The sequence below is a fragment of the Sphingomonas sp. PP-F2F-G114-C0414 genome (assembly GCF_003688595.1).
Lineage (GTDB): Bacteria > Pseudomonadota > Alphaproteobacteria > Sphingomonadales > Sphingomonadaceae > Sphingomonas.
In genome coordinates this window covers 16,100-39,169 of the sequence record NZ_RCWT01000017.1, presented here as the reverse complement: position 1 = coordinate 39,169, position 23,070 = coordinate 16,100, and the positions used below count along the sequence as shown (strand labels likewise).

Genomic DNA, 23,070 nt, shown 5'->3' with positions numbered 1-23,070 from the left:
CCGGTTTCGGTCAGATTTGCCGTTTCGCCATCCTGGGTGGGAGCGGGCGTTGGCGCGACGTCGGATATTGGAGCAGGTTCACTGGATGCCCCAGCGCATGAACCTGACCGCCCTCCTCGTCGTCGACTATGAGACCGCTCTCGCCTTCTTTGTCGGGAAGCTTGGCTTCGAGTTGCGGGAAGATACCGCGCTGACCGATGACAAACGATGGGTGGTGGTCGCACCGTATGGCGCGGCGAGCGGACTGCTACTGGCGAGGGCCGTCGGCGACCGGCAACGTAGAGCAATCGGCGATCAAAGCGGCGGTCGCGTGTTCCTGTTTCTCGAAACAGACGACTTCACCCGGGACTACCTCGCCTACACGGAGCAGGGTATCCGCTTCGTCGAGGTGCCTCGCCATGAGCCATACGGCACCGTGGCCGTCTTCGAAGACCTCTACGGCAACCGATGGGATCTGATCGAACCTTTCACCCGGCAAGCGATGATCCCCGCGCGCCTACCCAGATGAGCGACAATTGACGTCCAGTTCGGTAACCTGCGCGCTGGTCGGCAGGAGGATCGCACCGAGTTCGACGGACGCTTCGCCATCGTCTCGATCTCGCGCGTCGGATAGTGTTGCAACTCGATCTCGTCGTAGAGAATGTCGCGTGCCATCGCGACCTGCTCGACGGGACATACGACGTGGACGCGGTACAGCGCTTTTCTTGCGCCTGTCCCGCCGTCCGGAGGCCGAGATCGGCGAAGGCCGCCGCCCCTACGGCGACCAGGACGTTGATACGAAGCCCCGCGGTTCGCGGACGCCCTTGCTGCTCCAATCCAATCAGCGTGCCTAGTACGAAGACCGTCGCGAGCGATGCGAAGGTGATCGTCAGGGCGGGACATCCCAGTTGAGCATCACGGGTTCCGTGGGATGACAGATTCACCAGCAGCGGGACGTTGCCAATCGCCCCCCATCGCTTGGAACAGCGCGACGGTATTGCTTAGCCGCCCGGTCTGCGCCTGGATGACGCCCAGCCGGGCCTGAAGATACGTCGCCTGCGCCTGGATCAGGTAGGTGTTGTCGACGTCGCCGAGCGCCGCCCGGCTCTTTGCGATCGTCAGGCTGCCGGCCGCGGAGGTCTCGGCACGCGTCTGCGCCGCCAGAAGATCGCCGTTCGCGCGGATCGCCTCGAGTGTGTCGGCAACGTTCTGGAACGCCGTCAGCACCGCGCTCCTGTATTGCGCGGCGGCCTGATCGCGCAAAGCACGCGCCGCCCGAGCACGTCTCGCCAGCGTGCCGCCATCGAAGATCGGCTGGAGCAGCCCAGCCGTCAGGTTGTAGAAGAAACCGCCGGGTCCGGTCAGCGCGGAGAACGTTTCGCCGGCCAGGCCCGAATCCGCGCTGAGGGTGAGGCTGGGCAGGCGAGCGGCGATCGCGACGCCGTATTGTGCGTTGAGCGCGCGTATATTTGCCTCGGCGAGCCCGATATCGGGGCGCTGCTCGAGCAACTGCGCGGGCAGGCTTACAGGCAACTCGGTTGGCAAGGCGAACGACGCCAGCGTGAAGATGGCCTCTGGCTGATCCCGGGGTGGACGCCCAAGCAGCACGGCAAGCGCATTGCGCTGCTGTGCGAGTTGCCGACGCAGATCGGGCAACAACGCCTCGGTCTGTGCCAGTGCCGCATCCTGGGCGACGACGTCGCCGCGCGGAATGGATCCGAGTTCGAACTGGCGCTGGATCAGCGCGCACAGACGGCGTTGCTGGTCCGCCAGATCGAGCGTTACCGCCAGCTGTCCGCGTAATTGCGCCTCCTGAAGCGCCGCGTTTACGACGTTGGCGGCAAGCGTGAGATAGGTCGCTTCCACCGTGAAGCGTTGCGCGTCGCGTTGCGCCGCAGCGGATTCGATCGTCCGTCGGACGCCCCCGAACAGGTCGGGGGTGTAGCCGACGCTCAACTGCCCGGTGTAGACATTGAAGATCGACGCGCCGGAGCTTTGCGGCGACGCGATCTCGGATGCCACGCGCTGGCGGTTCGCGGTTGCCCCCGCCGTCACGGTCGGCAGCAGCGCACCGCGTTCGGCGCGATAGGACTCCTGCGCCGCTCGCAAGGCCGCTTGGGCTGCCTCGACGTCCGGGTTGGCCGCGAAGGCCTGCGCGACGAGCCGATCGAGGTCCGGCGAACCAAATGCGGTCCACCATTTTGCCTGCGCGCGCGCGCCGATCAGAAAGTGTTGCGCGTCGCCGATCGGGACTGCCGTGGCGGTCGTCTGAACGGGGAGCGGGGCAGACGTATAACGGTCCGTCCGCGGCAGTTCGGGCCGCATGTAGCGCGGGCCGACGGCACAGCCCGAGAGAGTGGCCAGCAGCATGACGGGCAGGGGGAGGGATCGGAGTGTCATAGCGAAGGCTCCAGCACGGGATCGGCGGAAGGACGTGGCGCGGTGGAGGCCTTCGCCTCGACGCGCCGCTCGATCAGGAAATAGAGCGCCGGGATCAGGAACAGCGTCAGGAACGTCGTCAGGACCAGCCCTCCGACCACGACCGTACCGATCCCGCGCTGCACGTCGCTGCCGACGCCGGTGGCGAGCGCAGCCGGCAGCATCCCGACGGTTGCCACGGTCGCGGTGGTCAGCACGGGGCGAAGCCGCTCGGCCGCGCCCTCGATCACCGCGTCGATCAGCGCCAGACCGCGGCTTCGCGCCGCGTTCAGGTTCGACACCATGATGATCCCGTTCTGCACCGCGACGCCGAACAGCGCGATAAAGCCGACCGCCGATGCGACATTCAGCGTCACCCCTGTCAGATGCAGCGCGATCAGTCCTCCCAGTGCCGCAAGCGGCACGAGACCCAGTACGAGCAGCGCGTAGCGGAACACGCCGAACAGCGAATAGAGCAGGATCAGCATCAGCGCCGCGACGATGCCGAAGATGATGCGCAACCGCGCCTCGGCCCGACGCTGGTTCTCGAACTGGCCACCGAAGGTCAGCTCGAACCTGCTGTGATCGTATTTTACCTGCGAGGCGATCTTGGACTGGGCCTCGGCAAGGAAGCTGGTCAGGTCACGATCGCGATAGTCCAGCTTCACGGTGAGATGGCGGCGCGTCAGTTCGCGCGTGATCGTGCTTTCGCCCGCCTGATAGCCGATCGTGGCGACCGAGGAGAGCGGGACATGCGCCCCGCCGGTCGTGGTCAGTACGAGGTCGCCCAGATGCTCCACCGTATCCCGTGCGGCAGCCGGAAAGCGCACGGCCAGGTCGTACACCCGCTCGCCGACGAAGATCTGCGAGAAGCCCTGTCCACCGACCGCAGTCGCCAGCAGGTCGTTCACGTCGGCGATGCTGATGCCGTAGCGGGCTAGGGCGCTGCGATCGACCTTGACGACGACCTGGGGCAGGGGCGGCTCCTGATCAATCGCCACGCCGTAGGAACCGCGCACCGACTGCAGCACGCTGACGATGTCTTGCGCGATCCGCCGACCTTCCTTCAGGTCCTCGCCGAAGACCTTGACGACGAGTGCGCTGTGCGCACCGGAGATCTTGTCGTTGACGCCATCGATCATCGGTTGGCTGAAACCGATCTGATAGCCGGGCAACCGCGATAGCCGCGCGTTCATCCGTCGAACGAGTTCGGCCTTGCTCTCATGGTCGGGCCAGGTGTCGTATGGTTTCAGGCCGACGCTCGACTCGATATGCGACGGCGTGAAGGGATCCGTGCCGTCGTCGTTACGTCCGGTCTGCGTGACCATGTACGACACTTCGGGGAAGCTCAGCACCTCGGCACGCAGGTCGCCCGCCATCCGCTTTGCGGTATCGAGTGAAATCCCCGCGGGCATCGAGACTTGGAGCCAGAGCGACCCTTCGTCGAGTTCGGGCAGATATTCCCGACCGACCGTCGCGCCGAGCCCGACCACCGCAACCGCGGCGACCAATACGGTCGCAACCGCGATCCGCGGACGCGCTATGAGCGCGGCGAGCGAACGGCGATAGCCCGTCTCGGCGCGCATGAGGACCGGGTTGTGGACGATCCGCCGGGGCTTGCGCAGCATCATATAGGCCAGCGCCGGCACCAGGGTCAGCGACAGGACGAGCGCGCCGAGCAACGAATAGCCGACCGCATAGGCCATCGGCGAGAACAGCTTGGCCTCGACGCGCTGGAACGCGAACAGCGGGAGATACGCCGCGATGATGATGAGCGTCGCGAAGAAGATCGGCCGCGCGACGGATACTGCGGCCTGGCGGACGTCCTGTTCGCTCAGCACCGCGTCGGGGTCCGCCTCGCGACGGCGCAGGATTGCTTCGGTCATCACGATCGCGCCGTCCACGAGGATGCCGAAATCGATCGCGCCGAGTGACAGCAGGTTCGCGGACACGCCGGTCAGGTACATCAGTGCGAACGCGACGAGCATGGCGAACGGTATGACCACCGCGACGATCAGCGCGGCGCGTGCACTTCCGAGGAACAGGATCAGCACGAAGACGACGAGGCCGATGCCCAGGAAGACGGTGTGCGAGACCTTGTGGATCGTCGCGTCGATCAGGTTGCTGCGATCGATATAGGGCACGATCCGCACGTCCTGCGCCTTCAGCGAGGCATTGAGCTGATCGACCTTGGCGTGGAGCGCATCCAGCACAGGCCCGGCATTGGCGCCCTTCAGCAGAAGCGCGATTCCCTCGATCGAGTCGTTGTTGTAGTCCTTGCCGAGGATGCCGTGACGTTCCTGGTTGCCGAGTTTCAGAGTGCCCAGATCGGCGACATGGACGGGCGTACCGTCCTTCGTCTTGACGGTGATCGCGCCGATATCGTCGAGCGTCCGGAGCCGGCCGATACCGCGCACGACATAGCCGAGCTCTCCGCGGTTCACGACGCTGCCGCCCGCGTTCCCGTTGTTGGCACCGATCGCATCGGTGACGTCCTTCAAGGCGATCCCGTAGCGCGACAGCGCGGCTGGATCGATCTCGAGCTGATACTGTGTGGTGATACCGCCGAAATTGTTGACGTTGGCGATGCCGTCGATGCCGCGTAGCGCGGGAATGACCGTCCAGCGCTGGATCTCGGACAGCTCGCGCAGCGACTTCGTGTCGCTTTCCAGCGTGTAGCGATAGACCTCGCCGATCGGCGACGTGAAATCATCGAGTCCGGCCTCGACGCCCTCGGGCAGATCGGCCGCGGCGATCCGCTCCTGCAGCCGCTGACGCGCCCAATAGCCTTCGACGCCGTCCTTGAAGACCACCGTGATGAGCGTCAGGCCGAAGGCGGTGCGGGAGCGCATCATCGCGAGGCCGGGCGTGCCGTTCAACGCGCGCTCCAGCGGCACGGTGACCTGCTGCTCCATCTCCTCCGCGGCGAGCCCGGGAGACTGAGCGATCACCTGTGAACTGGTATCCGCGATGTCGGGATAGGCCTCGACCGCGAGCTGGGACCAGGAATAATAGCCGAAGATGGCGATCAGGATCGCCAGCAGCGCCATGATGAAGCGCTTCGCGAGCGCGAAGCCGACGAGCCGATCAATCATTGATCAGCACTCCGCCGCGTACGATCACGCGCTCGCCGGCCTTCAGGCCCTTCGATATCGTCGTCCTCGCGCCGAGACTGTACCCCGCCTCGACCGTGCGGGGCACGAAGGTCCAGGGTGCGACCTCGACATAGACCTGGCTGCCCTCGTCCTTCAGGAACAGCGCGCCGGTCGGAACGGAGACCGCCGGTACCGCTGCTGCCTGGAACGAGACGGTCGCAAACATGCCGGGCTTCAATCGACGACCGCCATCGGGGAATGCGAGGCGCACTTTCATGCGCCGTGTCTCGGGATCTAGAACATCGCTGACCGAGGCTACGCGGCTCTGTACCGGCGCGTCGGGATATGCGGCAAAGCGCACGCTCGCCGGCTGGCCGACATGAACTGATGCGAGATCCTTCTCGGGGACTTCGACCGTGACGAAGACACGGTTGAGATCGGTGATCGTCATCAGCGATTGGGTCGCGTCGTTCCACACCGCCCCGCGTGCTGCTGCAAGATCGGTGACGCTGCCGCTGCTCGGCGCGACGATGGTCAGGACCTGCGCACCGCCTCGCTGGCGCAACGGCGCGCCGACGATCCGCAGCTTCGCGGTGGCGCTCCGCAGATCGGCCTGCGCGGTGGCATAGTCGTTCTCGGCCTGGAGCACGTCCTTTTGCGCTCCACCACCCGCTTCGAACAACGCGCTTGCTCGCGCCTTGCTGCGGGTCGCGAGCGCCATTGCGGCGGTCGCACGCGCCTGGTCCGCATAGGCCTGCGCCAGATCGGAGGACACCATGGTCGCAAGCGGTTGTCCCGCCCGGACATGGTCGCCGAGCCCGACGCGCAGCGACACGATCCGGCCCGTCAGTGCAGGCGCGACCTTCGACTGAAGCGCAGGATCCGCCTCGACCGACGCCGGCAGGTCGAGCGTGCGGCCTTCGGTCGAAGTGCCCACCGCGGCGACTGCGATCCGTGTGCGAAGCGGCGATCCCGCCGGCACGAAAATCCGGTCGCCCTTGCGTTCGACGATCGGCGCCTGGCGGGCAGGCTCGTGCGACTGCGAGCCGCCACACGCCGACACGGTCAGGATCAGGCAGCCCAGAAGCATCGAGCGCAACACCGGCGCGCCCGCCGGGAGCTGGGAAATGAATACAGGCATCTGAACAACTCCGGAGAGGCGTGGTGCTATCGGCGGCATGGGGCGCGCGATGCGGATCGGGTGAGGAGCGGGCGGGCGACCAGAAGTCGGCGCGTTCGCTCGTCAGCGGAGGACTGCGGCTCGCGCAGGGTGGCGATTGCCCCGGCGACGGTCGCGGCGTTCGAAAAGCGGCGACCGATTGCGCAAAGCCTGCGCGCGATACCGGTGGCGAGCTGCACACGCCGGGTCACAACCATGCCTCGAACCGGGCGATGTACCAGCGCTTCACCCCTTGCGTGAGCACGAGGTAGCCGAGACGCACCGGCGTTGACGCCGCGGGGGGATTACCACCGACGTGCGGCAGTGGTTCGAGGCACGCGCGGCGCCAAGGATATTCAAGACGGCCATGACGACCTCCTTCGTTCCGGACATGATTGATCGGGTCCGGAACGAAGCGTTTCAGGACGGTGTCACCGTTCCCGGAAGCCTCTTCCGTACCCGATGCCGGTCGACGTGATCAGAGGAGCACCAGCCCGCCTGTCTCCGTCGCCGGCAATGGGAGTAGATCGTGGTTCGATACGTCACCTGTTGCGGTGTTAATCCAGCAAACCTCGGTCATCCTAAAGCAGGAGGGGCAGGATGTGCTTTGTAAGTTTTACCGCTATGTTCTGAAAACGGCGTTTGCAAGCATATAATCGTTAGGTCTGTTATGGGCCGCTGTAACGATATCGAACCCATATACTTTGGTATATGCAATATATAGCTAAGTATACGATCAAGGTATCGGCGTATACTTGTGAAGATAGGATTTGGGAGGAGGGGGCCGATGTGGCAATTGCGTTTCATGGAGAACGGTAATCATCAGGGGCGGCGATCCGACATTCGTGAAGCGGTTTCCGTGATTGCTCGCGAAAACGAACGGGTGGTGGGTCTCGGTGGAGCCGCCCACGCCCGTCCGGTCGCGACTGCCGGGGGATCGTCGTGATGCAGCCGCATCGCACCGGGCCGCGGGCCTGGCCGAAAGCCATCATCGCCGCGACGATCCTGACCGTCTTCGTAAGCGATACGGTGACCGATCTCGAGATCGCGGCAGCGGTCTTCTACGTCGTCCCGATCCTGATGTCGGTCCGTCTGCTGAACCGTCGAGATGTGATCCTGCTGGCGGCGACGTGCGTCGCGCTGACGATCTTGAGTTCGGTGCTCACCGCGTCGGGCTCGCGTGAAGCGGGGTTGATCAACCTGGCGATCAGTACGGCTGCGATAATCGTCACGACCTACCTCGGCCTGCGGATGATCGCCTCCGAGGCGGCTTATCACGAAGCGCGCGCCCAACTCCTTCGTCTGTCCAGGATCAGCAACCTGGGCGAACTGGTCACGTCGATCGCCCACGAGGTCAACCAGCCCCTCGCGGCCGTCACGGCCAGTGCCGGCGCGTGTCGTCGCTGGCTCGATGCCGATCCGCCGAACATCGCCAAAGCCCATGAATCCGCGGGGCGTGTAGTCGACGCCGCGAACCTGGCCAGCGAGGTAATAGCGCGCGTCCGTCGCCTGTCCCGCCGTCACGCGCCATTACGTGAGCCGATCGCGATAAATACCGTGATCACGGAGTGCGCGGCGTTGGCGCAGGGCGAGGTGGAACGGAGCGGGACGACTCTGGTACTGGATCTGAAATCGAACCTGCCGGTCATCGTTGGGGACCGGGTGCAGATCCAGCAGGTCGTCAGCAACCTCCTGCTCAACGCGCTGGAGGCCTTGGAGACGGTCGATCCGGCAACGAGAACGATCGAGGTGTCGTCGAGATTGCAGGTGGACGGCATGATTGTGATCGCCTGCGCCGACAATGGAAACGGACTTGGCAAAGAGGCCAGGGAGCGCCTGTGGGAGCCGTTCTGGACAAGCAAGGAAGGTGGCACCGGTCTCGGTCTTACCATCAGCCAGACGATCGTGGAAGACCACAACGGGCAACTCGACTATCTTGACACGCCGGGTGGCGGCACGACGTTCAGAGTGTTGTTACCCGGTTCGAATGGAGAGTGACCTGACTTCCGCTCCGCCTGGCCTCGATGATGTCGAGCCCACCGCAGTCCGCCCGCTGGTTCGGATCGTGGACGACCATGCGCCGATCCGGGCGGCCGTCGACGACTTGCTGACGTCGGTCGGCTTCGAATCCGTGTCCTATGCGTCGGCGCGCGATTTCCTGCGCGACGATCCGGTAGAGCGCCCTGGTTGTCTGATCCTCGATGTGCGGATGCCCGAACTCGGCGGGTTTGATCTGCAGGCCGAGCTCGGACGGCGCGGCATCAGGCTGCCGATCATATTCGTGACCGGGCACGGCGATATCCGTATGTCCGTTCGTGCGTTGAAGGCGGGAGCCGTCGATTTCCTCGCGAAGCCGTTCGATGATCAGATGCTGATCGATGCTGTGAACGCAGCGATTGTAGACGATATCGAACATCGTCGCACACGCAACCGTGTCGCGGCGGTGCGCGCGCGCGCGGATCTCCTCGCTCCCGGAGAACGCCTGGTCATGGATATGGTCGCGCAAGGCCGTACCAACCGGGAGATTTCTACGGCCCTGAATGTCGCGGAAATTACGGTTAAGGTCCGGCGCGCTACGGTCATGCGAAAGATGCAAGCCGAGACATTGCCTGACCTCGTACGAATGTCTGACGAGCTCCGGGAGGCAGCCGTTTGACAATCTGACGTGAGCGAGGCGGCCGGTGTGTTCTCGATTAGGACCCGGAAACGGGAAAGCGCATGCTCCTTGCCCGGCAGCAGCGGCGCGATCCGCGTCCGCTGCGCCGCGTTCGACTCGTATCGCCTGATACCCATCGCTCGCTCCGCGCCGCACGAGGTGCATCATGAGCCAGACGTCATTCGCTTTGGGACTCTTCAATGTCGATCCGTCCTGATCGGGTTTCGAGAACGCTGGCGTTTTCCAAGCTCGATCCCCGCCTAGACGGCACCGGTCGCGCCGATCGCCGATCGCCAATCGATTTCGCGATCGCCAACGCCTTCTTGCCCGCCATTCGATTTGTCGGAACGTCTGGGTGCGAGAGGGCGCAGACCTAACGGGCTCGGTGACTGGCTTGTCATTTGCCGACGCTTCGACATGACCTTAGCCTCGAAAGGGAAAATTCTAAGGCTGCAACGGGTCGGCAGCGACCGCTGAAGGGACTGTGACGTGATCAGAATTTTGCCGGCTATTCTGCTCGTTGCTTCCTTCCCTGCGCACGCGGCGGTCTTCTATGTTGCCCCCGATGGCAACGACCGGGCCTCCGGGGTTTCGCCGGGAACACCGTGGCAGACCGTCCAGCGCGCGCAGCAAAGTGTGCAAGCCGGCGATACGGTCTACTTTCGTGGAGGACGCTATGTGCTCACGTCAGGCGTCAACCGCTGCGCCACGCGCACGGACACCGTGAATGCCGTGATACTGGACAAAAGTGGCGGCGAAGGAAAGCCGATCCGCTACTGGGCCTATCCCGGCGAGACACCCGTATTCGATTTCTCTGCGATGAAGGACGACTGCCGCGTCAAGGGGTTCGACGTCACCGGGAGTTGGCTTCACCTGAAGGGGCTGGAGGTCACGGGCGTCCCGCAGCAGCCGGACAATCACCTGAACCACGAGTCATGGGGCGTCTGGAACAGCGGCAGCCACAATATCTACGAACGGCTCGACCTCCACCACAATATGGGACCAGGACTTTTCATTCAGGATGGGGGCTATAACCTGGTGCTGAACACCGACTCGCACCACAATTATGATCCCTACACCTCCAACGGTGCCGGGCAGAGCGCCGACGGCTTTGGCGCCCATATCAAGGCCGGCCACCCGGGCAACGTCTTCCGCGGTGACCGCGCATGGGCCAATTCGGACGACGGCTTCGACCTGATCAACGCCTTTTCACCGGTGACGATCGAGCAGTGCTGGGCGTGGCAGCAAGGCTATCTCCCCGGCACGCGCAGTCCTCTAGCGGCAGGCAATGGCAACGGTATCAAGGCGGGCGGTTATGGCGGACGCTATACCCCGAATGCCGTCAAGCACCTCGTCCGCTTCTCGGTCGCCTTCGACAACAAGGCGGCGGGATTCTACGCCAACCATCACCCGCTGGCGTTGGACTTCATCAACAACACGGCCTTTTCCAACGGTGTCCAATACGACATGCTGGGTATATCAGCCGACGGCTCTCCCATTGCGCTCGGCAATCTGCGTAACAACATTGCCTATGGCACCGTCCTGACCTCACATACCGACGGGCTGAAGATGATGCACAATTCTTGGACCTTGCCGACTCGCGTGACGCGCGCAGATTTCCAGGATGTTTCGGACCGTCATTGGGACGCGCCACGGCAGGCCGATGGCAGCCTCCCGATACTCCATAGCTTCCACCTGCGCGCCGAAAGCCCGCTGAGGGGTTTGGGCGCGTTCAACGACTAATAGCCGGCCGTGCCTGCGAGTATCGTACGCACTCGAAGCGCGGCGGCATAGTGAAGGGCTTTGCCATTCGTTCCGCGATGCAACGGCGCCCATTTGCTCCAAATAGTTCGGCAGAAACGTGTTTCCACCAGTTTGCCGCGGACCCGTAGTCCGTCCCGGAAGCCTCCGCCTCGTTAAGCGCTCCATTCAAAATGGCGGGCGAAATCGCGGTGCAGGTAACAAGCTGCCGACGGATAAAGGGTTGGAGATCGTACCAGTTTTCGCTTCTACTCGGCTGGGGATCGTATCCAACGAGCGGCCCCCGACTAAGGCAGAGTGTCCGACCGTCTGCGCTTTTGGCCTCGGCTTTGAATCGAACACTTTCGCCGTTATCGACAAATGAGAACCCGATAGCCCCCGAACTGTCATGCCATTCGAGTTTGGCCTCTTTCGTCAGCCAACAGCCAAAATCAAGCATAGGAACGTCGCGACAGTCCTCGACAGATCGCACCACGGTAAATCGGCCAAAATGGTCTTCGCTCTTTTCGTAATGCGTTTCGCCATCGTGGTAGCTCGGAGGCTCATACCCACGGCTGGAAGCCTGGCCGTATCCCATCTGCGCGCTCAGTAACGCGCTTAGGACAGCAGCACGGGCGGACAGTCGGCCGACTGCCGATAGCGATAGTCTTTCCGGCATTTGTCTCTCCCCGCCCGCTTTACTGCATTAGTGCCGGAAGGTTGATCCCATCCTAACGCTCGAGCGCAGAGCCGCGTCGTTCATCTGGATCTGACCGCAATCCAGACGCCAGATCGCGACGTCCGCCTTGGGCGCAGCAGCTTGAGCCGCGGTGCCCAGGGTTAGCGATATGCACCCCGCGAGCAGGCGGGGCCATAGTCACCGATCGGCGGATTGCGGTTGGTCGCCAGCAATGCCGCCAACTGGTCATGGCCATCGAGGTCCGCATGATCGTTCGACACATTCACGTGCGCGCGTCCTGTTCGTGATCGGCATGGACGGGGGGCTGCGTCGCCGCGATCCATGCCCGGGTTTCGCGCAACACCTCATCCGACAACGCGGTGTCGTCGACGGCGCGTGACAGCACGACGGCGCCGACCATCGCCGCCCACCGGCCGATCGCGGCCTGGCGGCGTTCGGCATCGCCGTCGCCCGGCAGACCGCGTGCGAAGCGGTCGATGTGCGCGTTCAGCCCGTGCGTCATGGCCGCACGCGCCTCGGGCGTCTGGTGGCGCATCAAGCCGGCGAGACTGGCCATCGGGCATCCCTGGTCGGGGTTCTCCCGGTGCAACGGCGACAAATAGGCGTCGGTCCACGCATCGATATCGGCCATGCCGGCGCTCTCGCCCGCCAGTGTATCCGCGATCGTCGCGGCGATCAGGTCGTCCTTCGAAGCGAAGTGACCATAGAAGCCACCATGAGTCTGCCCAGCCGCCTTCATGACATCGGCAACCGTCACCGCCGCAAAGCCGCGATCGCGGAACAGCCGGCTGGCCTCCTGCAGGATGCGGCGACGGTTCTCGACCATCTGCTCGCGACTGACCTTCATCGAAATAATCTCCGGCTCTCTGTTGACGTTTCATGATGGCTATCACATTTGGCCATTCATGACGCCTGTCATTAATATAGCGATCCGTTTCGAAAAGGGCAATCCGATGACCAAGCCAGCCATTCTCATTACCGGCGCCTCCACCGGCATCGGGGCGACCTATGCCGATCGTTTCGCCCGCCGCGGCCATAACCTCGTTCTGGTCGCCCGCGATGCCGCCCGCCTCGATGCCCTGGCCGCAAAGTTGAGCAGCGAGACCGGCGTCGCGGTGGACGTGCTGCCAGCCGACCTGACGAACCCCGACCAGATGACCGTCGTGGAGACGCGGCTGCGCGACGACGACCGCATCGGCATCCTCATCAACAATGCCGGCGCGGGGCTGGGGGGCAGGTTCGTCGATCAGCCTACCGAGGCCGTCGATCGCCTGATCGCGCTGAACACCACCTCTGTTGCGCGGCTCGCGAGCGCAGTGGCACCGCGGCTTGCGGCACGCGGCGATGGCGCGATCATCAACATCGGTTCGGCGGTAGGGCTGGCACCCGAATATGGCATGACCATCTACGGCGCGACCAAGGCGTTCGTGCTGTTCCTGTCGCAGGGACTGGCGCTCGAACTGGGGCCGAAGGGCGTCTACGTCCAGGCGGTGCTGCCAGCGGCGACGCGCACCGAGCTTTGGGGCCGCGCCGGTGCCGACGAGGCATCACTGCCGCCGATGATGGAGGTGGGCGAAATGGTCGACGCGGCGCTTGCCGGCTACGATGCGCGTGAAGCCGTGACGATCCCGCCGCTGCACGATGGCGATCTGTGGGACGCGTTCCAGGGAGCGCGACGGGCGATGTTGCCGGGCTTCGGGGAGATCCATCCCGCACCGCGCTACGCCGCCTGATCGCCGCGAACGCCTCCACACGAAAGATCCGCACCATGTCGGAATTCAGCCTCTTCTCGTCTTATGATCCGGAATGCGTCAGGCTCGCCAATCGCTCCGTCCTGGCGCCGCCGATCCGCAATCGGCCGGGTGTCAGTCAGGTGTCTACCGACCTAGCACCTCTTGCGCAGATCGATCCGCAGACGCTCTATGGCCGCGGCGCCAAGGGCTATGTCGATCATCCCGTCGCGGCGGCCAACCGGGAGTGCGCAGCATGAAGGCATATCAGCTCGAACGGTACGGCAAGGGGCAACGGCTGATCCTGGTCGAACGGCCCGATCCGGTACCCGCATCCGACGAAGTGCTGGTCGAGATCCACGCCACCGCGATCAACCAGCTCGACGGCAAGATCCGCGACGGCGCGTTCAAGCCGATCCTGCCCTACAAGCCGCCCATCGTCCTCGGGCATGATCTCGCCGGCATCGTCACGGCGGTCGGGGCGGGCGTGCATCGCTTCAAGGTCGGCGATGCGGTCTATGCCCGCCCGCGCGACGGGCAGATCGGCACCTTTGCCGAGCGCATCGCGATCCACGAAGCCGATCTGGCCACCAAGCCCGCCGGCCTGTCGATGGCGGAGGCGGCGTCCATCCCGCTCGTCGGCTTGACCGCATGGCAGGTGCTGGTCGAGCGCGGGGATCTGAAACGCGGCCAGAAGATTTTGATCCACGCGGGCTCGGGTGGCGTCGGCACGATCGCGATCCAGCTCGCCAAGCATCTCGGCGCGACGGTCGCGACGACCGCGAGTGCTGCCAATGCCGATCTGGTCAGGCGCCTCGGCGCGGACATCGTCATCGACTACAAGACGCAGGACTTTTCCGAGCTGCTGTCCGGCTACGACGTCGTCCTCAACAGCCTGAACGCGAAGACGCTCGAAAAGTCGCTCAAGGTATTGAAACTGGGCGGCAAGCTGATCTCGATATCGGGACCGCCGGACCCGGCATTCGCCAAGGCGCAGGGATTGAACCCGGTCATACGGCTCGTCCTGCGCCTGATGAGTGCGGGGATCCGGCGCAAGGCGAAGCGGCAAGGCGTCGCCTATTCGTTCCTGTTCATGCACGCCGATGGCGAGCAGTTGGGCAAGCTTGGCGCGCTGATCGACCATGGGGCGATCCAGGCCGTCGTCGATCGCATTTTCCCGTTCGAAAGCCTCAACGACGCGGTGGACTATGTCGATTCCGGCCGCGCCAAGGGCAAGGTCGTCGTGACGGTCCGCCCGTGACGGGACGTTGATCCGCACCCAGCCCATGCTCCCGACTAAAAAAACCAAGGACTCCACGATGACCAAGACGCAATCGTCCCGGGGGGCGTGGGCCAGCGTCGCCACGCGAGCGGTAGTGGCTGCGGCGACCCGTTTTGCCTATCGGCAGCTTGGCGGGGGACGCGGCGTTCCCCTCGTGCTGCTCAACCATTGGGGCGCCAACCTCGACAATTTCGATCCTTCGATCGTCGAGGCGCTGGCCGCCGACCGGCCGGTATTCGCGTTCGATTACCGCGGTGTCGGCGCGTCGGGCGGCGAGGCACCGCTCACGGTCTCGGCCATGGCGGACGACATGCTCGCGGCGATCGACGCGCTCGGGCTCGATACGATCGACCTCATGGGCTTTTCACTGGGCGGCTTCGTCGCGCAGGATATGGTGCTGAAGCGCCCGGCGCTTGTCCGCCGGCTGATCCTCACCGGCACCGGGCCGGCGGGTGGTACCGGCATCGATAAGGTCGGCTCGGTATCCTGGCCGCTGATCGTCAAGGGCATGCTGACGTTCCGCGATCCGAAGATGTTCCTGTTCTTCACCGCGAGCAAGCCCAGCCGTCGCGCGGCGCAGGCGTTCCTTGCGCGTCTGAAAGCCCGCAAGGCCGACCGCGATGCCGCCGTCACGCCGAAAGTCTTCCTGCGCCAGCTGAAGGCGATCACGGCGTGGGGAGCGCAGTCCGTGCAGGATCTGGGCGTCATCCGCCAGCCGGTGCTCGTCGCCAATGGAGACCACGATATCATGGTCCCGAGCGAGAATTCGCGGGATCTCGCGCGCCGCATCCCGGGTGCCGAACTCGTCCTTTACCCTGACGCCGGGCACGGCGGGATCTTCCAGTATCACGAACTTTTCGCCGATCGGGCGATCGCGTTCCTCGATACTTGAGCTTTCTTCGCGACGATCGAGGAGGGCGGAAGCTGCGCAGCTGACCTTCCCAATTCATCATCTTTTGTCGTTTGAAGTATTGTGCAGCTACATCGCCGAGAGCGACGAGAAATTACGAAGGATGAATACGATGCGATCGTGGAACTATCAGAAAATGAGGGATTTTTGATCCATCAGGAAATATTAAAGTCGCTGAAAAACCAGGTTGCTATCAATTAACTGTTACCCGCGTCGTATGGCGGTGCATCCTTACCGTGCCAGTATACGAGCGTCACATTTCAGTCCCGCCCCCCGCGCCAGTCAGTCGGTCCCGATCATGCTCCGGATCCGCTTTTCGAAGTCGGCGATGCTGAACGGTTTGGTGAGGACCTCCATGCCCTCGACCAGATGGCCTGCGCCGACGGCGGCGTTGGCGGCATAGCCGGTGACGAAGAGGATCTTGAGGTCTGGCCGGACCGCGCGACCCGCATCGGCGACCTGGCGACCGTTCAGTCCGCCCGGCAGGCCGACGTCGGTGACCAGCAGGTCGATCCGTTCATCGGAGCGAAGCAGCTTCACCCCCGCGGGGCCGGTCGGGGCTTGCAGGACTCGGTAACCGGCTTCGGACAGGACCTCGGTGACCAGATCCCGGATCGCGGTCTCGTCCTCGACGACGAGAACCGTCTCACCCGGCAATGCCCGGATGACGCCGCTCTCGTCGGGCGCTCGGTCGGCGACCGCCGCCTCGCCGTCGTGGCGGGGGAGATAGAGACACATGATCGTGCCACGCCCGACCTCCGAGCAGATCCGCACCTGGCCGCCCGACTGGCGGACGAAGCCATAGATCATCGAGAGGCCGAGACCGGTACCTTCGCCGATCGGCTTGGTCGTGAAGAACGGCTCGAAGACGCGTTCGATGGTCTCCGGCGTCATCCCGGTGCCGGTGTCCGTGACGTACAGCGCGACATAGTCGCCTTCGTGGAGCTCCTGATCCGCCGCCGCCTGTGCGTCGAGCCACGTGTTCTGCGTCGCGATCGTCAACCGCCCGCCATGCGGCATCGCGTCGCGCGCATTGATGCACAGGTTTAGCAGCGCGTTCTCCAGCTGCGGCGCGTCGACCAGAACCGGCCAGAGACCGGCGGTCGAGACGATCTTCACCTCGATCTCGGGGCCCAGCGTGCGATCGATGATCTCCGCCATCCCGGCGATCAGGCGATCGGCATCGGTCGGCGTCGGTGCCAGAGTCTGCCGGCGCGAAAAGGCGAGCAGCCGCTGGGTCAGCGCCGCGGCCCGACTCGCACCGGTCTGCGCCATCGCGACGTAGCGATCGAGCTTGTCGTATTCGCCCTTCGCGACGCGTAGCGCGAGCAGTTCCAACCCCCCGGTCACCGCCGTCAGCAGGTTGTTGAAGTCGTGCGCCAAGCCGCCGGTCAACTGGCCGACCGCCTCCATCTTCTGGCTCTGGCGCAGCGCTTCCTCGGCGCGCATCAGATCGGCGGTACGCTCGGAGACGCGCTGTTCCAACGTCTCGTTCAAGCGGCGCAGTTCGTTCAGCGCACGGTCTCGCTCCGCGGCGACCTTGCGGCGTTCCTCGACGTCGATGAGGACCCCGGGGAAGCTCGTCGGCGTGCCGTCCGGTGCGTGATCGACGCGCCCATTCGCCTCCAGCCAGTGATATTCGCCGTTGGCGCGCCGCGTGCGATATTGATGCGCGTACCCGCCGCCGCGGGCGATCGCGTCGCTGATCGCCTCGGCCAGACCGGCCTGATCCTCGGGATGAACGGTGGCGACGATCTGCGTGAGGCTCAGGCCCTCGCGGCCCATCGCCGGATCCAGGCCGAACGCGCGCGCGAAGGGTTCGTCGACGGTGAAGCGGTCGCTCGGCAGGTCCCATACCCAGGTTCCGATGATCGCGCCCGCCGCGAGCGCAAGCTGCACCCGCTGCGCATCGACCAGCGCCGCCGCCTCGCTGTCCCGCAACGCCTGTTCCGCGCGCCGGCGTTCGGTTTCGTCGCGGGCGATCTTGATGAAGCCGCGCGGCTTTCCCTGTGCGTCGTAGGGCAGGGGATGGACCGATCCCGTGAGGAACACGCGCGATCCGTCGCGCCGGACGTGCCAGCGTTCGTCGTGCGCCGAATTCTGGCGAGCGGCGCTGCCCAATGCGGGGAGCTTCGGGCCGCTGACGTCGTCCTCGTCCGCCAGGATCATCGCGGACGGCTGGCCGATCGCCTCGTCGGCCGACCAGCCGAGCACGACCTCGGCGCCTGCCGACCAGGTGGTGATGATGCCGACCGGATCGGTGGTGAAGATCACGTGATCCTTGGCCCCTTCGATCACCAGTCTGAGCCGCTCTTCGCTCTGTCGCAGCGCCGCGTCGGCAAGGACGCGCTCGGTGGTCTCGTTGGTGAACACGAACAGGCCCGCGATCGCGCCTCGCGCGTCCAGGATGCGCGAGTAGGAGAAACTGAACCAGGTGTCGGCACGCCCGCGATCGGTATCCAGCTTCCACGGCAGATCGACAAACCGCTGGCTCCGCCCCGCGAACGCTTCGTCGATGATCGGCTTGGCCTGCTCCCAGGCATCGGGCCAGACGGTTTTGAACGGCGATCCCATGGCCCAGTCGAGACGCGGCCCCAGCAGCGGAAAATAGGCGTCGTTGAAGAAGAAGATCAGGTCGTCCTCGCCCCATGCCAGAATCATCGATTCCGGCGAGTTGAGGATCGTGCTGAGATTGGACTTCAGAATGTCCGACCAGCCTTCCGGCGGTCCGAGTGGATGACTCGTCCAGTCGCGACCGAGGATCAGGCGGGCCGCCTCGCCGCCCCCGGCGAGAAACGCCAGTTGGGGCGGTAAGGTATTGGCAGCAGGGCTTACTTCGGCATTCATCGCCGCAATCCGTAGCGATCGTCCCGCCGTTTGGAAATCGGCATTACGGCATTCGACGACACCGCTGATTATCGGGTCGACGGTCGTTTCGGACGAACGCGACGCGTTCGGGGCGGGGGCAAGGGGCATGGCGGACTCTCGTCGTCGAGCGCCCCGCTGCTCGAACCGGATCGCGCGCGTGATGCGGCGAGGACAACCGAAACCGCGACCGACCGAGCGGACACTATGCCTGCACTATGCGATCGGCGCGGATCGATCTCGAATCCCTATGCCGGGCCCCGTAGATGTTGGGGGCGGGCACGACGCTCGCGTCACGAAAGGCAGCAGGGCGACATGTCGTCTGAACCCATATCGGAGCCCGATCCAACCGGGCTCGTCATCTTCGTCGGTCAGGATCGCGCCGGACACTGGCTCGTCCAGGACAGCAGGCGAACGCTCGAAGGCCGCTTCATCTCCTACGCCGCCGCGATGCACTATGCGCAGGCCGAGCGGGATATCTACCATGCGAGCGTCGAGGTCGCCGCGATGCCGCTCACGCCACTCGTGTCGTTCGCCCCGGTCGGTTGCGACGAGCGCGCGCTGCCCCGTGCGGCATGACGGAGAGATGGCGATGAACGTTCATGCTCTGCCGGTCCGGTCGCGCACCGCGATCACGACGGTGAAGGGGACCACGGTCTCGCATCCCGCGGCGAAGTCGACGCACCACGATCCACGCTGGCCGCAGGTCGCCGCCGCATTGTCGGCATTGCGCGCCGCCGGGCGACATGCGGTCCGTATCGTCGATGCCGAGTGCGGCGCCGGCACGCTGCTGCTGTCCGCGGCGCATCATGCGCGGATGCTCGGCTTTACCGCGATCGAGGTGCGCGGGATCGATCGATCAGCCAGCGCGATCGGTCGCGCGCGGGCCGCCGCGAACCGCGCCCCGGACGCTGCGATCGGCGCGTCTTTCGAGGTGGCGGACATCGTGACCGCGTTGCAGGCCGAGCACGACCTGCCCGCGGACATCGTCCTGTGCCACGGCGGTGCCGCGCACGATCGCCGGCCTCAGGCGGTTGCCGCGCTGCGGGGAGCAGGGTGGGTCGTCATCGACGACCGGGCGGCGTCCTGCGCGCGGAGTGTCGCGGCATGACAAGGCGCGATATCCTCTGGCGTGCGATCGGCGTCGTGCTGACCGTCGGCGCCTGCAGCGTGGCGGCAGCGACGAACGGCGCGGCGCTGGCGATGCTGGTGTTTCCGATCGCGCTGCTCGGACTGACGCTGGCGATCAACGGCAAGCGCGTCGTCGTCGCCCTCCGCGCCGAACGGCATGGCCATTGTCATACCGCCGAAGCGATCCACGCCGTCCGCCTGCGTCGCACGCGCCGGCGGCGCGATCCGCCGCGTGCCTGACCGCGGCGATCCGCCGCATTCCTGACGACGGCGATCCGCCGTATTCCCGACCGCCGAACTGCGAGAAATCATGGGCTATTTCGAACCACGGGACGGCGTGCTGTGCGCCGAAGACGTACCGCTGCCGGCGATCGCCGAGGCGGTCGGCACGCCCGTCCACGTCTATTCCGCCGCCGCCCTGCGTGATGCAGCAGGGCGCTTCAGAACGGCACTGTCGATCCTCCCCCGCGTGCGCGTCGCGTTTGCGGTCAAGGCAAACCCGAACGGCGCGGTGCTGCAGTTGCTGTCCGGGTGCGGCTTCGGCGCCGACATCGTCTCGGGCGGCGAGATGCGGCGGGCGCTGGATGCCGGGATCGCGGCGGCGGACATCGTCTTTTCGGGCGTCGGCAAGACCGATCGCGAGCTTGCCGATTCGCTCGCGGCGGGCGTCGGCCAGTTCAACCTCGAGCTGGAGGAGGAGGGCCAGGTGCTCGGGGCGCTGGCCCATGCCGGGGGCAGGCGGGCGACAGCGGTGCTCCGGGTCAATCCCGATGTCGACGGCGGCACGCATGCCAAGATCTCGACCGGGCGGCGCGGGAACAAGTTCGGCGTCGCGATCGCCGACGTGCCGGCGATCTACGACCGGCTGTCGCGCATCGACGGTCTCGACCTCGTCGGGGTCGCGCTCCACATCGGCAGCCAGCTTCGCGATCTCGCCCCGCTCGAAGTCGCGTACGCCCGCATCGGTGCGCTGGTGGCGGACCTGCGCGCACGGGGGCACGCGATCGGCCGCGTCGATCTCGGCGGTGGTCTCGGCATCCCCTACCGCGCCGACGACATCGTCCCGACGCTCGACGACTATGCGGCCATGGTGGCCCGCGTCACGCGCGACTGGGACGTCGAGCTGACGTTCGAGCCGGGCCGGGTCGTCGCCGGGCTCGCCGGGGTGCTCATGACGCGCGTGATCTGGGTGAAGCCGGGCGCGGACGAGCCCTTCGTCATCGTCGACGCGGCGATGAACGACCTCGCGCGACCGGCGCTGTACGATGCCTTCCACCGGTTCGAGGCGGTCGTCCCCGATGGCGCGCGGATGGTCGCGACCATCGCCGGCCCGGTCTGCGAAAGCGGCGACGTGTTCGCGGTCGCCCGCGACATCGATCGCGTCGGTCGCGGCGATCTCGCCGTGCTGCACGCCACCGGCGCCTATGGTGCGGCGATGGCGTCGACCTATAATTGCCGCGCGCTGAGCCCCCAGGTGCTGGTCGACGGCGATCGCTACGAGATCGTCGCCGATCGGTATCTGCCCGACGAATTCGCGGCTTAGCGGATCCCGGCGAGCATCGGGCGGCTGTATTGCCGGTTCGAACGGTATCGGGCTACGGACGCGGGGGATTCGACCGGCATTTCGGGTGCGTGGTCGGATCGCGACCATGGCGTTTACCCGGCGCCGATATGAGGAAGAACGGATGATCCTGCACGGCGACGAGATCCAGGATGTCGCGATGCCCGGCGGCGGTTCGATGCGGATGCACCTGTTCCGGCCCGCGGGCGAGCGACGCTTTCCCGGCATTCTTCTGTATTCGGAGATCTATCAGGTCACCGCGCCGATCCGCCGGCTGGCGGCGATGATCGCTGGCAACGGCTATGTCGTGGCGGTGCCCGAGGTCTATCACGAGTATGAGCCGGCGGGCACGGTGTTGCGCTACGATCCGGCGGGCACCGATCGCGGCAATGCGCTGAAGATCGCCAAGCCGGTTGCCGCGTTCGACGCCGATGCGGCGGCGGGCGTCACCGCGCTGCTGGCGAACCCGGCGTGCAACGGCAGGATCGGCACGTTCGGGGTCTGCCTCGGCGGGCATCTCGCCTATCGCGCCGCGCTAGATCCCCGCGTGTCGGCGGCGGCGTGCTTCTATCCGACCGACATCCATTCGGGAACGCTGGGCGTCGGGCGGTCGGATGACAGCTTGGCGCGCATGGCCGAGCTGAAGGCGCAGGCAATGTTCGTGTGGGGGCGGCAGGATCCGCATGTGCCCTTTGCCGGTCGCGAACGGATCCGCGCGCGGCTCGAAGAGGTCGGTGCGACCTATGCGTGGCACGAGTTGAACGCACAGCACGCATTCCTGCGGGACGAGGGGCCGCGCTACGATCCCGCGCTGTTCCTTCAGGCGATGACGCTGACGCTGGACTTCTACCGCGGCGCCCTAGCGTGATGCGGTGACCTGGCGATAGCGGCCTGCCGACAGGGCAGGCCGCTATCGGACCAAGCGCGCGCGGCGTTTAAAATGTCGACCCGCGTGGCTGCGCAGCCATCGCCGCGGACCGACAGACGGGGGAAGACGAGCTTCCCCCGACCGTGCTTCAGCCCTCGTTGCCGAGCGTCTTCTTGGCGGCATCGAGTGCAGCCTTGCCGGTCTTGCGCACCGTCGTTGCCGCCGAACCGGCAGCCTTTTCGACGGTCGAACCCGCCTTGCGGCCGAGACCGATCGACTTCGCCATCGCGCGACGCGCTTCCGAATAGGTTGCGGCGACCATCGGATAATCGGGCTTCAGGTTGAAGCGCTCGCGATACTGTTCCGGCGTCAGGCCGTTGGTCGAAAGGTGACGACGCAGCGTCTTGTACTTCTTGCCGTCGAGCATCGAGATGATGTGGTCGGGCGAGGCAAGCGACTTGCGCGCCGATACTGCGGGCTCTGCGGTCGAAACCGGCGCGGCCTCAGGCTCTGCGTCACCCGCATCGACGAGCTTCGCGACAGCGGCATGCATCGCAAGCAGAAAAGCCGGAACGTCGTCTGCTGCGGTCCGCGTGTTCGGGTTCGCGAGCCATGCCGCGGTCAGTTCGGCGGCGAGTTCGACGGTATTGAGTGTATCGGTCACGAGATATCCTTGAAGTGATAATGGCCCCTGTGCGGCGCGCCTACAATGTTCATCTATAAATTGGCAATCCTTACAATGCGCAAATGTTGGATAAAGTTTCGATCAGCATGATCGAGTGCTAATCGTCCTGATTTCGGACGGTCGACCGAAGAATGGCTCGGATCATCGAAAAGCGGTGCCGGCGGTAAGATGAAAAATCTATCATGCAGTCTTTAAGTCGAACGGCGTAATACCGGAGGGCGTAGATTCTGTTATGCAGAATGCGGCGATCCCGTCGCGGCGAATTTCGACGTATCGCCGGCCTGTCATTTC

Annotated in this window: 22 protein-coding genes; 14 read left to right on the top strand and 8 right to left on the bottom strand. The window is 65.1% G+C overall.

All coding sequences use genetic code 11. From position 1 onward, the window contains the following. Positions 1–85 precede the first annotated feature (85 nt). Positions 86–508 carry a VOC family protein gene (locus C8J47_RS18465; protein ID WP_121886920.1) on the top strand — a complete coding sequence of 141 codons (423 nt, stop codon included), beginning with the start codon at positions 86–88 and terminating at the stop codon, positions 506–508. Here C8J47_RS18465 and C8J47_RS18460 read toward each other — a convergent pair. The 4 genes from C8J47_RS18460 to C8J47_RS18445 are packed head-to-tail and all read right to left on the bottom strand — an operon-like array spanning position 468 to position 6,633. Then, positions 468–923 (bottom strand): MgtC/SapB family protein, encoded by a 456-nt coding sequence (locus C8J47_RS18460; RefSeq protein WP_259467653.1) that lies wholly within the window; start codon positions 921–923, stop codon positions 468–470. The genes C8J47_RS18465 and C8J47_RS18460 overlap by 41 nt on opposite strands. Continuing rightward, positions 895–2,379: an efflux transporter outer membrane subunit gene (locus tag C8J47_RS18455; protein WP_121886919.1), complete on the bottom strand. Its 1,485-nt coding sequence runs from the start codon at positions 2,377–2,379 to the stop codon at positions 895–897. The genes C8J47_RS18460 and C8J47_RS18455 overlap by 29 nt, the downstream gene beginning before the upstream one ends. After that, the gene (locus tag C8J47_RS18450) at positions 2,376–5,492 is read right to left on the bottom strand and encodes an efflux RND transporter permease subunit (RefSeq protein WP_121886918.1); all 3,117 of its coding nucleotides are present in this window, start codon (positions 5,490–5,492) and stop codon (positions 2,376–2,378) included. Before C8J47_RS18450 ends, C8J47_RS18455 begins: the two co-directional genes overlap by 4 nt. Beyond that, on the bottom strand, positions 5,485–6,633 hold the full coding sequence (locus C8J47_RS18445; RefSeq protein ID WP_183129175.1) for an efflux RND transporter periplasmic adaptor subunit: 1,149 nt from the start codon (positions 6,631–6,633) through the stop codon (positions 5,485–5,487). The genes C8J47_RS18450 and C8J47_RS18445 overlap by 8 nt, the downstream gene beginning before the upstream one ends. A 23-nt stretch (positions 6,634–6,656) precedes the next feature. On the opposite strand from C8J47_RS18445, the gene C8J47_RS19020 reads away from it, so the two are divergent. The 4 genes from C8J47_RS19020 (at position 6,657) to C8J47_RS18430 (ending at position 11,050) form a co-directional block, all read left to right on the top strand. Next, positions 6,657–6,923: a hypothetical protein gene (locus C8J47_RS19020; RefSeq protein ID WP_147454370.1), complete on the top strand. Its 267-nt coding sequence runs from the start codon at positions 6,657–6,659 to the stop codon at positions 6,921–6,923. A 673-nt stretch (positions 6,924–7,596) separates the two neighbouring features. Further along, positions 7,597–8,649, top strand: coding sequence for a sensor histidine kinase (locus C8J47_RS18440; protein ID WP_121886916.1), 1,053 nt, complete (start codon positions 7,597–7,599; stop codon positions 8,647–8,649). Next, positions 8,639–9,307, top strand: coding sequence for a response regulator transcription factor (locus tag C8J47_RS18435; RefSeq protein WP_121886915.1), 669 nt, complete (start codon positions 8,639–8,641; stop codon positions 9,305–9,307). Before C8J47_RS18440 ends, C8J47_RS18435 begins: the two co-directional genes overlap by 11 nt. 489 nt (positions 9,308–9,796) lie before the next feature. Beyond that, positions 9,797–11,050 (top strand): right-handed parallel beta-helix repeat-containing protein, encoded by a 1,254-nt coding sequence (locus tag C8J47_RS18430; protein ID WP_121886914.1) that lies wholly within the window; start codon positions 9,797–9,799, stop codon positions 11,048–11,050. 837 nt (positions 11,051–11,887) lie between these two features. Here the strand turns inward: C8J47_RS18430 and C8J47_RS19680 are convergent. Together C8J47_RS19680 and C8J47_RS18420 are read right to left on the bottom strand one after the other, a co-directional pair. Beyond that, a complete protein-coding gene (locus C8J47_RS19680) occupies positions 11,888–12,013 on the bottom strand; it encodes a hypothetical protein (RefSeq protein WP_259467652.1) in 126 nt (41 codons plus the stop codon). Then, positions 12,010–12,594, bottom strand: coding sequence for a TetR/AcrR family transcriptional regulator (locus C8J47_RS18420; RefSeq protein ID WP_121886912.1), 585 nt, complete (start codon positions 12,592–12,594; stop codon positions 12,010–12,012). The genes C8J47_RS19680 and C8J47_RS18420 overlap by 4 nt, the downstream gene beginning before the upstream one ends. A gap of 106 nt (positions 12,595–12,700) precedes the next feature. Between C8J47_RS18420 and C8J47_RS18415 the strand changes: the two genes are divergently transcribed. Genes C8J47_RS18415 through C8J47_RS18400 form a run of 4 tightly spaced genes read left to right on the top strand, consistent with a single transcriptional unit; the run spans position 12,701 to position 15,651 of the window. Next, positions 12,701–13,480, top strand: coding sequence for an SDR family oxidoreductase (locus C8J47_RS18415; RefSeq protein ID WP_121886973.1), 780 nt, complete (start codon positions 12,701–12,703; stop codon positions 13,478–13,480). A 35-nt stretch (positions 13,481–13,515) separates the two neighbouring features. Next, on the top strand, positions 13,516–13,737 hold the full coding sequence (locus C8J47_RS18410; RefSeq protein WP_121886911.1) for a hypothetical protein: 222 nt from the start codon (positions 13,516–13,518) through the stop codon (positions 13,735–13,737). Beyond that, positions 13,734–14,738, top strand: a complete 1,005-nt coding sequence (locus tag C8J47_RS18405; protein ID WP_121886910.1) for an NADP-dependent oxidoreductase — start codon at positions 13,734–13,736, stop codon at positions 14,736–14,738. The genes C8J47_RS18410 and C8J47_RS18405 overlap by 4 nt, the downstream gene beginning before the upstream one ends. Before the next feature lie 58 nt (positions 14,739–14,796). Continuing rightward, on the top strand, positions 14,797–15,651 hold the full coding sequence (locus C8J47_RS18400; RefSeq protein ID WP_121886909.1) for an alpha/beta fold hydrolase: 855 nt from the start codon (positions 14,797–14,799) through the stop codon (positions 15,649–15,651). A 300-nt stretch (positions 15,652–15,951) separates the two neighbouring features. Here the strand turns inward: C8J47_RS18400 and C8J47_RS18395 are convergent, their stop codons facing one another. Continuing rightward, complete coding sequence (locus tag C8J47_RS18395; RefSeq protein ID WP_220683404.1) at positions 15,952–18,516, bottom strand: PAS domain S-box protein; 2,565 nt, start codon at positions 18,514–18,516, stop codon at positions 15,952–15,954. 333 nt (positions 18,517–18,849) lie between these two features. On the opposite strand from C8J47_RS18395, the gene C8J47_RS18390 reads away from it, so the two are divergent. The 5 genes from C8J47_RS18390 to C8J47_RS18370 all read left to right on the top strand — a co-directional run bounded on the left by C8J47_RS18390 (position 18,850) and on the right by C8J47_RS18370 (position 22,094). Further along, complete coding sequence (locus tag C8J47_RS18390) at positions 18,850–19,113, top strand: hypothetical protein (protein ID WP_121886908.1); 264 nt, start codon at positions 18,850–18,852, stop codon at positions 19,111–19,113. Between the two features lie 13 nt (positions 19,114–19,126). Continuing rightward, positions 19,127–19,645: a methyltransferase domain-containing protein gene (locus C8J47_RS18385; RefSeq protein ID WP_121886971.1), complete on the top strand. Its 519-nt coding sequence runs from the start codon at positions 19,127–19,129 to the stop codon at positions 19,643–19,645. Next, positions 19,642–19,905, top strand: a complete 264-nt coding sequence (locus tag C8J47_RS18380) for a hypothetical protein (RefSeq protein ID WP_121886907.1) — start codon at positions 19,642–19,644, stop codon at positions 19,903–19,905. The genes C8J47_RS18385 and C8J47_RS18380 overlap by 4 nt, the downstream gene beginning before the upstream one ends. A 70-nt stretch (positions 19,906–19,975) precedes the next feature. Next, positions 19,976–21,208 carry a diaminopimelate decarboxylase gene (lysA, locus tag C8J47_RS18375; RefSeq protein ID WP_121886906.1) on the top strand — a complete coding sequence of 411 codons (1,233 nt, stop codon included), beginning with the start codon at positions 19,976–19,978 and terminating at the stop codon, positions 21,206–21,208. Positions 21,209–21,314: 106 nt separating this feature from the next. Then, a complete protein-coding gene (locus C8J47_RS18370) occupies positions 21,315–22,094 on the top strand; it encodes a dienelactone hydrolase family protein (protein ID WP_259467651.1) in 780 nt (259 codons plus the stop codon). 148 nt (positions 22,095–22,242) lie between these two features. Here the strand turns inward: C8J47_RS18370 and C8J47_RS18365 are convergent, their stop codons facing one another. Further along, positions 22,243–22,758, bottom strand: coding sequence for a MucR family transcriptional regulator (locus tag C8J47_RS18365; protein ID WP_056052510.1), 516 nt, complete (start codon positions 22,756–22,758; stop codon positions 22,243–22,245). Positions 22,759–23,070: the final 312 nt, after the last annotated feature.

Coding starts and splice junctions, on each gene's coding strand:
- C8J47_RS18465 (WP_121886920.1), top strand. CDS start 86: ATGCCCCAGCGCATGAACCTGACCGCCCTCCTCGTCGTCGACTATGAG.
- C8J47_RS18455 (WP_121886919.1), bottom strand. CDS start 2,379: ATGACACTCCGATCCCTCCCCCTGCCCGTCATGCTGCTGGCCACTCTC.
- C8J47_RS18450 (WP_121886918.1), bottom strand. CDS start 5,492: ATGATTGATCGGCTCGTCGGCTTCGCGCTCGCGAAGCGCTTCATCATG.
- C8J47_RS18445 (WP_183129175.1), bottom strand. CDS start 6,633: ATGCCTGTATTCATTTCCCAGCTCCCGGCGGGCGCGCCGGTGTTGCGC.
- C8J47_RS18440 (WP_121886916.1), top strand. CDS start 7,597: ATGCAGCCGCATCGCACCGGGCCGCGGGCCTGGCCGAAAGCCATCATC.
- C8J47_RS18435 (WP_121886915.1), top strand. CDS start 8,639: ATGGAGAGTGACCTGACTTCCGCTCCGCCTGGCCTCGATGATGTCGAG.
- C8J47_RS18420 (WP_121886912.1), bottom strand. CDS start 12,594: ATGAAGGTCAGTCGCGAGCAGATGGTCGAGAACCGTCGCCGCATCCTG.
- C8J47_RS18415 (WP_121886973.1), top strand. CDS start 12,701: ATGACCAAGCCAGCCATTCTCATTACCGGCGCCTCCACCGGCATCGGG.
- C8J47_RS18410 (WP_121886911.1), top strand. CDS start 13,516: ATGTCGGAATTCAGCCTCTTCTCGTCTTATGATCCGGAATGCGTCAGG.
- C8J47_RS18405 (WP_121886910.1), top strand. CDS start 13,734: ATGAAGGCATATCAGCTCGAACGGTACGGCAAGGGGCAACGGCTGATC.
- C8J47_RS18400 (WP_121886909.1), top strand. CDS start 14,797: ATGACCAAGACGCAATCGTCCCGGGGGGCGTGGGCCAGCGTCGCCACG.
- C8J47_RS18395 (WP_220683404.1), bottom strand. CDS start 18,516: ATGAATGCCGAAGTAAGCCCTGCTGCCAATACCTTACCGCCCCAACTG.
- C8J47_RS18390 (WP_121886908.1), top strand. CDS start 18,850: ATGTCGTCTGAACCCATATCGGAGCCCGATCCAACCGGGCTCGTCATC.
- C8J47_RS18385 (WP_121886971.1), top strand. CDS start 19,127: ATGAACGTTCATGCTCTGCCGGTCCGGTCGCGCACCGCGATCACGACG.
- C8J47_RS18380 (WP_121886907.1), top strand. CDS start 19,642: ATGACAAGGCGCGATATCCTCTGGCGTGCGATCGGCGTCGTGCTGACC.
- lysA (WP_121886906.1), top strand. CDS start 19,976: ATGGGCTATTTCGAACCACGGGACGGCGTGCTGTGCGCCGAAGACGTA.
- C8J47_RS18370 (WP_259467651.1), top strand. CDS start 21,315: ATGGCGTTTACCCGGCGCCGATATGAGGAAGAACGGATGATCCTGCAC.